Here is a 13,690-nt window from a genome sequence, read left to right as displayed (position 1 = left end):
TCGAAAGTACTTTTCCCTTTTTTGCCTACTTCCTTTAGTGCGTTTGGCCATGGCTCGAACAGTAAGGAGCTGACATCCGATCGGTGGTGAAGCGGTTTAAATGGAGGCTCTTCGACGCAGAGCTCAGGCAATGTGTCATTTCCAGGGAATGGAGAGACAACTGATGAATGATTTACAAGCAGCGGTCTTGCAAGAAAAGGAGACAGGGATGGAGGGTGGCAGCGTTCAGTCGTTCGGACCCTGTCGGGAGGGCGCAGGGGCTTTGCCGTTGCCGGCGCCCACACTGGATTCGATTGTCGGCGCTGTCGTTGATCCGTCATTGAGCAAGGTTGTCGTGCGGATTGCGCCCTGGCCTGGAATGGCATGCGGTGACAGGGTCGTGTTGAGCTGGCATGGTTTCGATACAGAAGGCCTGCCGTATCGACACGACATTGCGAGATCCGTCAGTGAAAGTCAGTTGGGCAAGGATGTCGTTCTGATCGTGCGGGACGTTCACATCGCAGCATTGGACGGGGGCACGCTGGAGGTGTTCTGGACATTGAACAGCGTCACGAGATCGGCGCCTGGTTCTTCAGCGCGTACGCTGCTGGACGTCGGAGACGTCCGCTACAGTCTGTTACCGGTCCTCGTGGAGGATGCCGTCGGGGGCAGTCTCGATCCGGCTCGCGTACCCGACGGAACGACTGCCATCCTTCAACCCTATGCCGGAATGAGTGCAGGCGACCGGGTAGAGTTGATCTGGCAGGGGCCTTCGCCGCAGGCATCATTTCGAGACATTCTTATCGTTGAGTTCTTTGCTGTCGGTCAGCCCTTGGTGTTCGGAGTCGCGCCCGAATTCATCGCTCCGCATATGGGGGGCGAGGTGTTGGTTCACTACCGTGTAGAGCAGAAAAGCGGAGCCATTCGCGAGTCAGGCGCTACGCGGATCAGCATTGGCCCATTGGCACGAGATGAGCTACCGGCACCCCGAGTGCTTGAAGCGGAAGACGGCGTGCTTGATATGCATGACGCCATCGATGGCATCAGCGTGATGGTAAGTGATGCGCAGGTGGAGGAGGGTGAGCTGGTTTATCTCAAGTGTGACGGAGAGTCGTTCTTCCATCGGGACGACCGGGAAATCATCGGGGGGATGGCCATGCAGCCGTTGGTTTTCATCGTGCCTTACCGGTTCTGGCGAGAGCATGTGAACACTGTTGTGCGACTGTCCTACTCGGTCGAACGGCTGGATGATGTGAGTCAGGAGTCTGCGGTGACTCTGGTCCGCGTACAGGCTTGATCCAGCGTTGCGAACGTAGCCCGCCCTCCGCTTGAAATTCGGCGGAGGGCGGTGCTCATCATCAGACCGAAGTCTGTTTGCGCATACGGTGGGCGGCATCCAGCAGCAATTGTCTCGTGGCATCGAACCCGAGGCAGCCATCGGTTACCGAAACCCCGTAGCGAAGCGACTCGCTCAAGGGCTGGCATCCTTCGAACAGGTGCGATTCAAGCATCATGCCGATCAGCGAGCGGTCGCCCTGCAAACGCTGCTCCAGTACATGATTGAACACTTCAGGCTGACGAAGCGGGTCCTTGCCGCTGTTCGCGTGGCTACAGTCGACCATTATCCGGCTCGGGATTTTCAGTCGGCTCAATTCGCTGTTGATCCTGGAAACGCTTTCACGGTCGTAGTTCGGCCCCTGATGTCCACCCCGCAACACCAGATGCGTATCCGGGTTGCCCAAAGTCGGGATGATTGCCGGATGGCCCTGGCTGTCCACGCCGAAATGGCGGTGGGGATGAGCTGCCGAACGCATTGCATCGACGGCAATGGCGACACCACCATCGGTTCCATTCTTGAAGCCGACCGGCATGCCAAGCCCGCTGGCCATTTCACGATGGATCTGAGATTCAGTGGTGCGGGCGCCGATGGCGACCCAGCTCAGCAAGTCGTCGAAGTATCCGGCGGCCATGGGTTGCAGCAGTTCAGTGGCGACCGGCAGTCCGAGGCGGATCATTTCCAGCATCAGTTCGCGCGATAGCGTCAGGCCCGCAGCCATGTCGTCGCTGCCGTCGAGATGAGGATCGTATGCCAGACCTTTCCAGCCGACGGTTGTGCGAGGCTTTTCAACGTAGGCGCGCATGACAAGCTGCATGTCCTGACGGACTTCGCTGGCCAGTTGTGCGAGTTTTCCGGCGTATTCAAGTGCGGATTCGGGGTCGTGTATCGAGCAAGGACCAACGATCACCAAAAGGCGTTGATCTTCACCATTGAGAATCGCTCGGACCGCCTGGCGGTGGGCAACGACTTGATTGTTCAGGGCATTGCTGAGCGGCAATTGCTGCTTGAGTTGCAGCGAACTTGGCAGACGCAGGGTCAGCGCTTCGTTGGCAGAGTTCAACGTGGACAGTGGCAGAGCAGAAACGGACGAGTTCATATTCGGTATTCCTGGGCGGACGGCGGGGTCTTCCCGCTCAATCGGCCCTACTGGGGTGTTCGACAATTGGCCGGATTGGCTACGTGTGTTGGCTTGCCACCTGTGGGTGACCGATCGGAGGCGGCAGGCTGTCCCGAGCGGAGGCTGGTAAATCGCCAGGCGGTAAAACTGTCGTAACGGTAATAAGTGGCGTAGTTCATTGGTTGAATCCTCAAAGTGTCTGGTGTGTTGCTGAAAAAAGTTCGGGCCTGAAAAAACAAAACCCCCGGTCGGGAGGCCGACCGGGGGTTGAGAAATCTCTGGTAGGCGACCCGTTAAAATGGGCGCCGGTTGGGTATCAGGCGCGCCAGTGGCTAAACCAATACCCAAAATAAAAGCTTGCTGGAGCCGAGGCACCGTTCACCCGGGCAGCCGCAACCGAGCGCGAGGCGCTGCTGGTATGGAGCTGTGAAAGGGCGTTGAACATGAGCTGTCTCCGATGAATGCGCCGAGCTTACTAGAGGCTGCTGCGCATCAGCAATCAGAAAATGCTATCGGAGTAGCAAGAAGGACTTTATGGGTTGAGCGCTCGCCTGGGTGTGCCACACTCTGCTTTTGACGCGTATCGAGGCGGGAATGAGTTTTGAATTGCGCCAGGCAACGGCCGCCGACCTGTCGTTTGTGCGAGAGCTGACTTGCCGAAACATGCTCCGCTACTACATTCACTATGACTTGCTGTGGCAGGACGAGGCGTTCGATGTCGCCTGGGCCGGGCGCGACAACTGGTTGATCCTTCAGGAAGGCGAATTGGCGGGTTATTTCAGTCTGAGTCGTGATGCTCGGGCCGTGTACATCCGCGAATTGCAGATCGTCGAAAGCGCTCAAGGCCAGGGCGCGGGATCCTGGGCGATCGATCAGGTTGTTGCGATGGCGCGGCTGGAGCGTCGCCCGGCGTTGCGCCTGACGGTGTTCAAAAACAATCCGGCGCAAAACCTGTATCGAAAAAAAGGAATGTTGGTGCAGGGTGAGGATGAGTGTTTCCTGCGAATGCAGCTCGATTTCAGTACACCTGTGCTCTGAAACCCACAGCCGGCAAGCCCCCGATGAAGAATTGAAACTTTTAATATGTCGCTTGCCGCTAGGTCTGCCCCGCACTTTTTGCTAAGGTGTCCGGCATCCCAATAAGACCATATCGCGAGGTGTCTGCTTGATTAGGGTGCTAGTGGTCGATGACCATGATCTCGTTCGTACAGGCATTACACGTATGCTGGCCGACATCGATGGCCTGCAGGTGGTGGGCCAGGCCGAGTCCGGGGAAGAATCCCTCATCAAGGCTCGTGAGTTGAAGCCCGACGTGGTGCTGATGGACGTCAAGATGCCGGGCATCGGCGGCCTCGAAGCTACGCGCAAACTGTTGCGAAGTCATCCCGACATCAAAGTGGTTGCAGTCACCGTGTGTGAGGAAGATCCGTTTCCTACACGTTTGTTGCAGGCCGGTGCGGCGGGGTATCTGACCAAGGGCGCCGGGTTGCCGGAAATGGTTCAGGCCATTCGCCTGGTGTTCGCCGGCCAGCGCTATATCAGCCCGCAGATTGCCCAGCAACTGGCAATCAAATCCTTTCAGCCGACCAATGATTCACCGTTCGATGCGTTGTCGGAACGGGAAATCCAGATTGCGCTGATGATTGTCGGCTGCCAGAAGGTTCAGATCATTTCCGACAAACTGTGTTTGTCGCCGAAAACCGTGAATACCTATCGCTACCGCATTTTCGAAAAGCTCTCGATCAGCAGCGATGTCGAACTGACGCTGTTGGCGGTTCGTCACGGCATGGTTGATGCCAGCCTCTGACCATGACTGAAACATTCGATTCGGGCGCTTTTTTATCGACCGTCAGCGGGCGCCCCGGCGTTTATCGCATGTTCGACAGCGACGCGCGTCTGTTGTACGTAGGCAAAGCCAAGAACCTGAAGAAACGCCTGGCGAGTTACTTTCGCAAGACGGGCCTGGCGCCGAAAACGGCGGCACTGGTCGGGCGTATCGCCCAGGTCGAAACCACCATCACGTCCAACGAGACAGAGGCGTTGCTGCTTGAGCAGACTCTGATCAAGGAGTGGAGGCCGCCTTACAACATCCTGCTGCGCGACGATAAATCCTATCCTTACGTCTTTTTGTCTGACGGGCAATTCCCGCGCCTGAGCATTCATCGCGGGGCCAAGAAGGCCAAGGGCAAGTATTTCGGTCCCTATCCGAGTGCCGGGGCGATTCGCGAAAGCCTCAGCCTTCTGCAGAAGACGTTCTTCGTGCGTCAGTGCGAGGACAGCTATTACAAGAACCGGACCCGGCCGTGCCTGCAATATCAGATCAAGCGTTGCAAGGCGCCTTGTGTCGGGCTGGTCGAGCCTGAGGTTTACGCCGAGGATGTGCGTCACTCGGTGATGTTCCTCGAAGGACGCAGCCATGCGTTGACCAATGAACTGTCTACGGCGATGGAAGAGGCTGCAATCAACCTCGAGTTCGAACGCGCCGCCGAACTGCGTGACCAGATTGCCTTGCTGCGTCGGGTACAGGATCAGCAGAGCATGGAAGGCGGAACGGGTGATATCGATGTGATCGCCGCGTTCGTCAATCCGGGCGGTGCTTGTGTTCACCTGATCAGCGTGCGGGGAGGGCGAGTGCTTGGCAGCAAGAATTTCTTCCCCCAGGTCGGGATCGAAGAGGACGTAGCCGAAGTCATGGCTGCGTTTCTGGGGCAATACTTCATCAGCAGCCCGGAGCGCGACTTGCCGAGCGAGTTGATCGTCAATGTCGTTCACGAAGACTTTCCTGCGTTGATCGAGGCTATTCACACGCTACGCGGACGTGAGTTGACCATCAGTCATCGGGTGCGGGGAACACGGGCTCGCTGGCAGCAGTTGGCCGTGACCAATGCCGAGCAGGCGCTTGGCGCAAGGTTGGCCAACCGTCAACACGTTGCCGCACGCTTCGAAGCATTGGCTGAAGTGCTGAACCTCGATGAGCCGCCACAACGGCTGGAGTGCTATGACATCAGCCACTCCAGCGGTGAAGCCACGGTTGCTTCCTGCGTGGTGTTCGGGCCGGAAGGAGCGATCAAGTCGGATTATCGCCGCTACAACATCGAAGGTGTGACCGCTGGCGACGATTACGCCGCCATGCATCAGGCCCTGACCCGACGCTTCAGCAAACTTAAGGAAGGCGAGGGCAAGTTACCGGACATCCTGTTGGTGGACGGTGGCAAGGGGCAGCTGTCGATGGCACGTGATGTGCTCAACGAGCTGGCTGTCCCCGATCTGATTTTGCTGGGGGTCGCGAAGGGTGCCACGCGCAAGGCGGGCTTCGAGACTTTGTATCTGAATGATGCGGCGCATGAGTTCACCTTGCGGGGTGATTCGCCAGCACTGCACCTGATCCAGCAAATCCGTGACGAGGCCCACCGCTTTGCGATCACCGGCCACCGTGCACGGCGCGGCAAGACCCGCCGCACGTCAACGCTGGAAGGCGTTGCTGGCGTAGGGCCGACCCGGCGGCGGGACTTGTTGAAACATTTTGGTGGATTGCAGGAGCTGTCTCGTGCAAGCATCGAAGAGATCGCCAAAGCACCGGGGATCAGCAAAAAGCTAGCAGAGTCGATTTATGCAAACCTGCATAGTGAGTAGAATGCCCATTCACCTCGTAGCCAGTTGTGCCGATGAATATCCCTAATCTGATTACCGTTCTCCGCGTCCTGCTCATCCCGATCTTCATTCTGCTGTTTTATCTGCCTTACCAATGGAGCTATCTGGCCTCAAGTTCGGTATTCGCCTTTGCGGCGGCGACGGACTGGCTGGACGGCTATCTCGCGCGACGCCTGGAGCAAAGCACGCCTTTTGGTGCGTTTCTCGATCCGGTAGCCGACAAGCTCATGGTCGCCGTCGCACTGGTCTTGCTGGTGCAAGAGCATGGCAACCTTTGGCTCACACTGCCGGCAGCTGTCATTATCGGTCGCGAGATCGTGGTCTCGGCGTTGCGTGAATGGATGGCCGAACTCGGTGCCCGGGCTCATGTGGCCGTATCGAATCTGGGTAAATGGAAAACTGCTGCGCAGATGCTGGCACTGGTGATTCTCCTGGCCAACCCCAAGGCTTTCAGTTTCTGGGTTCTCATTGGTTATGCGTTGCTGATGATCTCTGCAGGTCTGACCCTGTGGTCGATGGTTCAATACCTTCGCGCAGCCTGGCCACATCTGAAGACTGATGTAGAAAAGAAATAAAACTTTTTTGAATCAAAGGGTTGACGGGGCATCTGGAATCTATAGAATGCGCCACACCAAGCGGGAATAGCTCAGTTGGTAGAGCACGACCTTGCCAAGGTCGGGGTCGCGAGTTCGAGTCTCGTTTCCCGCTCCAATTTGTACAACGTTTGTTGTTGCGCTACTGACAGCAAATGTTTTGAGGCCGAGTAGCAAAATGGTTATGCAGCGGATTGCAAATCCGCCTACGCCGGTTCGATTCCGACCTCGGCCTCCACTATAAGCAAGCTCCGTAGATCCATGATTTACGGAGCTTTTTTATTTGCATTGCACGGAAAGATTTAGTCTTTGAAACGGCAACTGCAAACTTGCTTCACCGGGAAGTGATGTATATATTTCCCCCTCTGCCGGCGAGGTGCAGTTCCTGTCAGGACTGTGAATCGTCATCAGAGTAAAGCTACACCGCGCTGCCGCCCGAATGGCGAAACTGGTAGACGCATGGGACTTAAAATCCCCCGCTCGTAAGGGCGTGCCGGTTCGATTCCGGCTTCGGGCACCATGAATATCAAGGGCTTGCATGACATACCTCATGCAAGCCCTTTTTCGTGCTCAGACAAACGCCTGCCCGCTAAATCCTCTAGGCAAACGCTGAAGCCCGGCCATAGCCGTCAACCGCTCGATCCACTCGGAACGCCAGTCGGACGCCGAGCGTGCAGCCCAGGATTGGCGAGCCGCGCGCCGCGCCTCATTGCGCTGATTTTTGCGCGCATCCTTGTATGCATCGGTATTGCGGCAGCTACGGCACTTCACTCGATTGAGTTCGCTGCTGGAGGAGAGGTTGTTGCCCTTGTGCCCACAGGCCAGATGCCCGTCGACTTTGAAATGAATGACCATGGGACGTCTCCTTGGTGACGTGTAAAGGTTTTGACCTCTCACGACCAAGGGCGTTCTTTCCTGCCCCAGGCGAACGAAGAGCTATCTGAAGCGTGGTAGCGGCCGATCAATGGGTTTAAGCGACGACAAGGTACTGCGAATGAGGGGAGTGTCCTTGTCGATATCGTTCAGCCGGTCGCGGATGCGCAGAGCGGTCGGGTGTCCGCCTTGATGATCGACCCAGTCGGCGATCTCTTTGCAAGCTGCCGCGAGACGCGCCTCCCGAGCCTCGAGCAAGGTCAGCAGAGTGGTGATGGACTCTTTTTCGGACATGGAACACCTCCGTTCATTAATCCGCTCGGTACCAGCAAAAAGCTCGCCAAGCGCGAGCTCTCTGCCGTTGGGGCGCTGCTCCTTCAGCTGGTTTGAGTATAGACCCGTAAATGACAGCTATCAGCCCGACGACTCGGGGGCGGTCACTTGCGAGCTGGCGGTGTTGAGCCGATGACATTCCTTGCGGGCGTCCTCTTCCCGGTCGAAACCATCGCCGATGAAACCACCGGTTCGCGTGTCGCAGATGCGATACCAGCCCAAGGCTTCGGCGGGCTCATGGAGCGTTTCTCCGGCGCGCCGGCCGTGGATGACAATCTTGTTGCAGCGCTTCACGACAAATATGTCTTCCATGGCGTCACCGCAGCTGATTCCTACCAGATCAACTATAGAAGCCCTGAACAATCGTGCAAAAAATAGACAAGTCAGTTCGTCGGGTGCAGTTGCCAGCCTGACTGCTGCCAGCGCAGGTGGTGGGTCGGATTCAACGCCTCAAGGAAATCCTGATCGTGGGAAACGGCGACAATTGCGCCCGGAAATGTCTGCAATGCCCGCTCGAATGCTTCCACGGAAGGCAGATCCAGATGATTGGTCGGCTCATCCAGCAACAATAGCTGCGCAGGATCCGATCGCCACAAGGCCATTGCCAATGCCGCTTTCAAGCGTTCGCCACCGCTCAAAGAAGCACAGAGGCCCGTAGCGCGGCTCGCATCCAGTTGCAAGTTGGCGAGATAGCTGCGCAGGGTGCCCTCGGTCAGCGCAGTTCCATGCATCATCAGCTGTTCGGTGATGGAACGCTGATCGTCCAGTTGGGCCAACCGCTGATCCAGGAATGCTAAGGGCACGTGTGTTGTGGCGATTCCATCGACGGGTGCGAGTTCCCCGGCGAGCACCTTCAGCAAGGTTGATTTGCCACAGCCGTTGGGACCGCTGACAGCGATCCGCATCGGGCCGTGGATCGTAAGGCTCAGTGCGCCGTTTGACAGCCAGGGCAGCCGAGCATCAACCAGCGTGCAGATCTGGCGGTTGTTCGGCACCGCGCTCCCGGGCAGGTTGATCAGCACGCTGTCCTGGGGTTGCACCTTGGCGTAAGCCTCGCGCACCTGGGCATCCAGTTCGGACTTGCGGGCCTGATGGCCCTGCCGGACATGCCCCATGATTTCCCGGGCGGCGCCCTTGATCGCCACGTATTCGAAACTGGCAATGTTGGCGGTTTCGGCGTTGCGACGGGAGTTGGCGGCGTGGCGTTGTATCGTGTCGTGCTCGCGCCGTAATCGAATCCGCTCGCGCTGGCGTTCGCTTCTGGCGTGGTCGAGACGTGCTTGCGCCGCTGCATGATGAATTCGCTGATGCTCACGAAACGCCGAGTAATTGCCACCGAATTCGATAGCCCCCGACGCGCTCAGCTCGACGATGCGCTGCATCCGGTCGAGCAGTTGCCGATCATGGCTGGCAACGATCAAGCCGGTGTGCCAGCGTTCCAGCGAGTTCATCAGCCATTGCCGTCCCGATGCATCCAGATGGTTGGTCGGCTCATCGAGGATCAGCAACGGAGCCTGACTCAAAAACGCGCCAATCAGGGCGATGCGCGCTTGCTGGCCGCCACTGAGGTTCCCGGTGTGATCGGTGAAGGCCACTTCGGCCAGGCCGGCGTCATCAAGCAAGCGGCGCAGGCGGTCCGCCAGATCCCATTGTTCGCCAATGAGGTCGAAATCCTCGACTGATCCGCAGCCCCGGTTCATTCGCTCCAGCGCTTGAAGAATCGCGGCGCTGCCGGTGGACTCGGCGACCGTCTCGCCGGCTGTCGCGACAAAGGTTTGTGCCACGTAGGTCGTCGCCACGGCGCGCGTCACGCTGCCGCTTGTAGGTTGCCAAAATCCGGCGATCAGGCGCGCCAGTACACTTTTGCCAACGCCGTTGCGTCCGACAATGGCGGTCGGGGTGTGATCGAATTTCAGATTCAGTGCAGTGAAAATCGTCTCGCCATTGGCGAACTGGAAACCCAGTTGATTCAGGGAGACGAGAGCAGGCGTACGCGAGACGTGAGTCATCGGCACCTCCAAAAAATGTCGTGAGCATTGACAAGCGCCAGGAGCGGCGTGTCGCGATTACATTTTTTTGAGGGCTTAGTTGTTCACTTCTGCGGTCGTCCCGGGGAGGTAGGAGGGGGTAGCCTATTCGAGATGGCCGAAGGCTTCAAGGTGCAGCTGCCTTCTCGACCATCCGTTCAAGGAACAGGGCCAGCGCGACTTCTTCCTTGCGCAGCCCCTTGCGGACGCGTGGTTTCGGCAACTCGGCCAGGGCCCCGAGCATGAAGTGCTCGACCACCGCCGGGTGGATGTAGCACTTGCGACAGACCGCCGGCGTGTTGCCCAGTTGGCGGGCGACGCCCTTCACCATCTCGACTACATGCCGCTTGGCTTCGGCCTCGGATTCCCATTGCAGCTCCCGCAGGACTGCCAACGCCAATGCGCTGCCGGCCCAGGTCCGGTAATCCTTGGCGGTGAAATCCGCCCCGGTCAGGGTCTGCAGGTAGCTGTTGACGTCGGAAGAGCTGACGGTGTGTCGCTCGCCGTTTTCATCCAGATACTGAAACAGGTTCTGCCCCGGTAATTCCAGGCAGCGCTTGATGATCCGCGCCAGGCGCCGGTCCTTCACTGTGATCTGATGCTCGATGCCACTCTTGCCGCGAAACTGGAACAGGATCGCACTCCCGTTGACCTCGACATGCCGGCTGCGCAGGGTGGTCAGGCCATAGGAGCGATTGTCCCGCGCGTATTGCGTGTTGCCGACGCGGATCAGGGTGGCGTCGAGCAGCGTGATGACGGTCGCCATGACTTTGTCTCGGCTGAAGCCCGGCGATGCCAGCAGCGCTTCCAGCTGTTTGCGTAGTTTGGGCAGCGCCAGACCGAATTCACGCAGTCGCGAATACTTGTCCGCGTCGCGCACCTCGCGCCAGCGCGCGTGATAGCGATATTGCTTGCGTCCACGGGCATCGCGGCCGGTGGCTTGCAGATGGCCGCGCGGGTCGGCGCAGATCCACACGTCGACATAGGCCGGTGGAACGGCCAGTGAATTGATGCGTTTGATCTCGTCGGGATCGGTGATGCGCTGGCCCTCGGGATTGAAATAGGCGAATTTCCCGCGCAGTTTTTTTCGGGTAATACCGGGCTGGGTGTCATCGACGTAATGCAGATCCGAAGGCAATACCTCGGTGAGCGCAGTATCGGGCATGGCGGACTTCCTTCGCGGCAAATCAGGCTGTTAAAGCCATTGACCGCACGCCATGACGGTCGTGCCCGCGGGTTTACGCCAGCACCGCGACGGCCTTGATCTGGGCCCACAATGACTGGCCCGGATGCACGCCGAGTTGGTCCCGCGAGTAGCGTGTGATGCGCGCCAGCAGCGGTGTGCCCCCTGCATCGAGACGAATGAGCACGTGGGCGGCGTTATCGGCCGGCTGCTCGCTGACGACTGTAACCGGCAGTCGATTGAGGATGCTGCTGAACTCGCTGTTTTGCAGGGTCAGGCTGATGTCGCGCGCGTGCACCTTGCAGCGCAATCTCTGGCCCGTCGTCATCGGCGCGTGGGTCACGCGAATGCTCAGAGGCGAGTCCGGCAATTGCAGGGTGAGCAATTGATAGTCGGCATCGTAGTCGCTGACCTGGCCTTCGATGATCACGCCGGCGTCGTTGTCCATGGCCAGGGGCAGGTCGAGCCGTGCCAGGGTTTCGCCAATCGGACCGCTGGCCAGCGCTTTGCCGTCGCTGAGCAGCACCAGATGATCGGCGAGCCTGGCCACTTCGTCCTGCGCGTGGCTGACATACAGCACCGGGATTTCCAGTTCGTCGTGCAGGCGTTGCAGGTAGGGCAGGATTTCGCTTTTGCGCTGACTGTCGAGGGCCGCCAAAGGCTCATCCATCAGCAGCAATTTGGGGCTGGTCAACAGCGCGCGAGCGATGCCGACACGCTGACGCTCACCGCCGGACAGATGCTGAGGGTGACGATCCAGCAAATGGCCGATGCCCAGCAATTCGGTGGCTTGGGTCATGTCGACCCGGCGCTGCGCCTTGGGAATGCGCTTGAGGCCGAACTGCAGATTGGCCAGCACCGACAGATGCGCAAACAGGCTGGCTTCTTGAAACACATAGCCGACCGCACGTTTGTGTGGCGGCACGAAGATGCCTTTTTCGCTGTCCTGCCAGACCTCGTCATTGATGCGGATAACGGCCTGCGGCGCGCGTTCGAGCCCGGCAATGCAGCGCAGGCACGTGGTCTTGCCCGAGCCGGACTGACCGAACAGCGCCGTCACGCCGCGACCGGGCAGCTGCAGATCAACGTCGAGGCTGAAGCCCGACCAGGCCAGTTTCAGGCGTGCATCAATCATCGATCAGCTCCAGCCCGTGCGGGTTTTGCGGCTGGAATACAGAGCCAGCAATACCAGAAACGAAAACACCAGCATCGCCCCGGCCAGCCAGTGCGCCTGCGCGTACTCCATGGCTTCGACGTGGTCGTAGATCTGTACGGAAACCACCCGGGTCTTGTCGGGAATATTCCCGCCGATCATCAACACCACGCCGAATTCTCCGACGGTGTGGGCGAAGCCGAGGATTGCCGCAGTGATGAAGCCGGGGCGAGCCAGGGGCAGAATCACGCTGAAAAAAGTGTCCCAGGGATTGGCGCGCAAGGTCGCCGCCACTTCCAGAGGACGAGTACCGATTGCGGAGAAGGCGTTTTGCAACGGCTGCACCACGAACGGCATGGAATAGAGCACAGAGCCGATCACAAGGCCGATGAAGCTGAAGGTCAAGGTGCCAAGCCCCAGCCACTGGGTGAAATGGCCAATGAAGCCATTGGGGCCGAGCGCCAGCAACAGATAGAAGCCAATGACCGTCGGTGGCAGCACCAACGGCAGCGCGACAATCGCGCCGATGGGACCGCGCAACCAGGAACGGCTGCGCGACAACCACAGGGCAATCGGCGTACCGACGACCAGCAGGATCGCGGTGGTCAGGGACGCCAGTTTCAGGGTCAGCCAGATCGCCGCGAAATCGGCACTCGTCAGCGCCATTTACAGTTGATAACCGTAGGACTTGATGACCGCAGCGGCTTTCGGGCCTTTGAGGTAATCAACCAGCGCCTTGGCAGCGGCGTTGTCCTTGCCTTTGTTGAGGATCACGGCGTCTTGCTTGATCGGGTCGTGCATGTTCGCCGGAACGATCCACGCCGAACCGCTGCTGACCTTGCCATCCTTGTAGATCTGCGACAGGGCGACGAAGCCCAGCTCGGCGTTGCCGGTGGACACGAACTGGTAGGCCTGGGTGATGTTCTGGCCTTCGACGATCTTGGCTTTGGTGGCGTCGGTCAGTTTCAGCTTTTCCAGCACCTGAGTGGCGGCCAGACCGTAAGGGGCGGCTTTCGGGTTGGCGATGGACAGGTGCTGGTACTCGTTTTTCTTCAGGACGTCGCCTTTGGCGTCGACGTAACCTTCCTTGGCCGACCACAGCGCCAGGGTGCCGATGGCGTAGGTGAAGCGCGAACCTTTGACGGTGTCGCCTTCTCTTTCGAGTTTTTCAGGGGTGGTGTCATCGGCCGAGAGGAACACTTCGAACGGCGCGCCGTTTTTGATCTGGGTGTAGAACTGGCCAGTAGCGCCATAGGCTGCGACCAGTTTGTGCCCGGTGTCTTTTTCGAAATCGGCGGCAATCGCCTGGATCGGTGCGGTAAAGTTGGCCGCGACGGCAACTTGCACTTCGTCGGCCTGCGCCGCGCCGATGGCGAATACCGCGAGCAGGGCAGGGGCAAAACGTGAGGCACGATTGATCATGTAACGGCTCCGTGGGTGGC

General features: G+C 58.9%; 14 protein-coding genes and 3 tRNA genes. 8 read left to right on the top strand and 9 right to left on the bottom strand.

What is annotated here, in order from left to right; all coding sequences use genetic code 11:
- The first annotated feature begins 163 nt into the window (after positions 1-163).
- Positions 164-1,276, top strand: coding sequence for a hypothetical protein (locus ACEN93_RS03570; protein WP_246883861.1), 1,113 nt, complete (start codon positions 164-166; stop codon positions 1,274-1,276).
- Between the two features lie 61 nt (positions 1,277-1,337).
- On the opposite strand, the gene ACEN93_RS03565 is transcribed toward ACEN93_RS03570, so the two are convergent.
- Positions 1,338-2,414, bottom strand: coding sequence for a 3-deoxy-7-phosphoheptulonate synthase (locus ACEN93_RS03565; RefSeq protein ID WP_039768775.1), 1,077 nt, complete (start codon positions 2,412-2,414; stop codon positions 1,338-1,340).
- Between the two features lie 615 nt (positions 2,415-3,029).
- Between ACEN93_RS03565 and ACEN93_RS03560 the strand changes: the two genes are divergently transcribed.
- The 7 genes from ACEN93_RS03560 (at position 3,030) to ACEN93_RS03530 (ending at position 7,199) form a co-directional block, all read left to right on the top strand.
- A complete protein-coding gene (locus ACEN93_RS03560) occupies positions 3,030-3,473 on the top strand; it encodes a GNAT family N-acetyltransferase (protein ID WP_011334464.1) in 444 nt (147 codons plus the stop codon).
- A gap of 127 nt (positions 3,474-3,600) precedes the next feature.
- On the top strand, positions 3,601-4,242 hold the full coding sequence (gacA, locus tag ACEN93_RS03555; RefSeq protein WP_032829778.1) for a response regulator transcription factor GacA: 642 nt from the start codon (positions 3,601-3,603) through the stop codon (positions 4,240-4,242).
- A 2-nt stretch (positions 4,243-4,244) separates the two neighbouring features.
- Positions 4,245-6,068 carry an excinuclease ABC subunit UvrC gene (uvrC, locus tag ACEN93_RS03550; protein WP_039768773.1) on the top strand — a complete coding sequence of 608 codons (1,824 nt, stop codon included), beginning with the start codon at positions 4,245-4,247 and terminating at the stop codon, positions 6,066-6,068.
- A 32-nt stretch (positions 6,069-6,100) separates the two neighbouring features.
- Positions 6,101-6,661 (top strand): CDP-diacylglycerol--glycerol-3-phosphate 3-phosphatidyltransferase, encoded by a 561-nt coding sequence (pgsA, locus tag ACEN93_RS03545; RefSeq protein ID WP_039768771.1) that lies wholly within the window; start codon positions 6,101-6,103, stop codon positions 6,659-6,661.
- Between the two features lie 60 nt (positions 6,662-6,721).
- Positions 6,722-6,797, top strand: a tRNA-Gly gene (locus tag ACEN93_RS03540).
- Between the two features lie 46 nt (positions 6,798-6,843).
- Positions 6,844-6,917: transfer RNA gene (locus tag ACEN93_RS03535), tRNA-Cys, on the top strand.
- Positions 6,918-7,112: 195 nt separating this feature from the next.
- A tRNA-Leu gene (locus ACEN93_RS03530) sits at positions 7,113-7,199 on the top strand.
- A 50-nt stretch (positions 7,200-7,249) separates the two neighbouring features.
- Here ACEN93_RS03530 and ACEN93_RS03525 read toward each other — a convergent pair.
- The 8 genes from ACEN93_RS03525 to modA form a co-directional block, all read right to left on the bottom strand.
- Positions 7,250-7,534 carry a hypothetical protein gene (locus ACEN93_RS03525; RefSeq protein WP_039768769.1) on the bottom strand — a complete coding sequence of 95 codons (285 nt, stop codon included), beginning with the start codon at positions 7,532-7,534 and terminating at the stop codon, positions 7,250-7,252.
- Positions 7,535-7,615: 81 nt separating this feature from the next.
- Complete coding sequence (locus ACEN93_RS03520; protein ID WP_039768768.1) at positions 7,616-7,846, bottom strand: hypothetical protein; 231 nt, start codon at positions 7,844-7,846, stop codon at positions 7,616-7,618.
- Positions 7,847-7,966: 120 nt separating this feature from the next.
- Positions 7,967-8,197: a hypothetical protein gene (locus tag ACEN93_RS03515; RefSeq protein WP_039768766.1), complete on the bottom strand. Its 231-nt coding sequence runs from the start codon at positions 8,195-8,197 to the stop codon at positions 7,967-7,969.
- Positions 8,198-8,268: 71 nt separating this feature from the next.
- On the bottom strand, positions 8,269-9,894 hold the full coding sequence (locus tag ACEN93_RS03510) for an ABC-F family ATP-binding cassette domain-containing protein (RefSeq protein WP_039768764.1): 1,626 nt from the start codon (positions 9,892-9,894) through the stop codon (positions 8,269-8,271).
- Between the two features lie 145 nt (positions 9,895-10,039).
- A complete protein-coding gene (locus ACEN93_RS03505) occupies positions 10,040-11,077 on the bottom strand; it encodes a DNA topoisomerase IB (protein ID WP_074690460.1) in 1,038 nt (345 codons plus the stop codon).
- Between the two features lie 73 nt (positions 11,078-11,150).
- Positions 11,151-12,230 (bottom strand): molybdenum ABC transporter ATP-binding protein, encoded by a 1,080-nt coding sequence (gene modC, locus ACEN93_RS03500; protein ID WP_074690462.1) that lies wholly within the window; start codon positions 12,228-12,230, stop codon positions 11,151-11,153.
- A 3-nt stretch (positions 12,231-12,233) separates the two neighbouring features.
- Positions 12,234-12,914, bottom strand: a complete 681-nt coding sequence (modB, locus tag ACEN93_RS03495) for a molybdate ABC transporter permease subunit (protein WP_074690464.1) — start codon at positions 12,912-12,914, stop codon at positions 12,234-12,236.
- Positions 12,915-13,670: a molybdate ABC transporter substrate-binding protein gene (modA, locus tag ACEN93_RS03490; protein WP_495611060.1), complete on the bottom strand. Its 756-nt coding sequence runs from the start codon at positions 13,668-13,670 to the stop codon at positions 12,915-12,917. It abuts the gene before it with no gap.
- Positions 13,671-13,690 lie beyond the last annotated feature (20 nt).

This window comes from Pseudomonas sp. Pseusp21, from assembly GCF_059492145.1.
The sequence above is the reverse complement of the archived record's forward strand: the minus strand, read 5'-3'. Positions and strand labels throughout refer to the sequence as shown.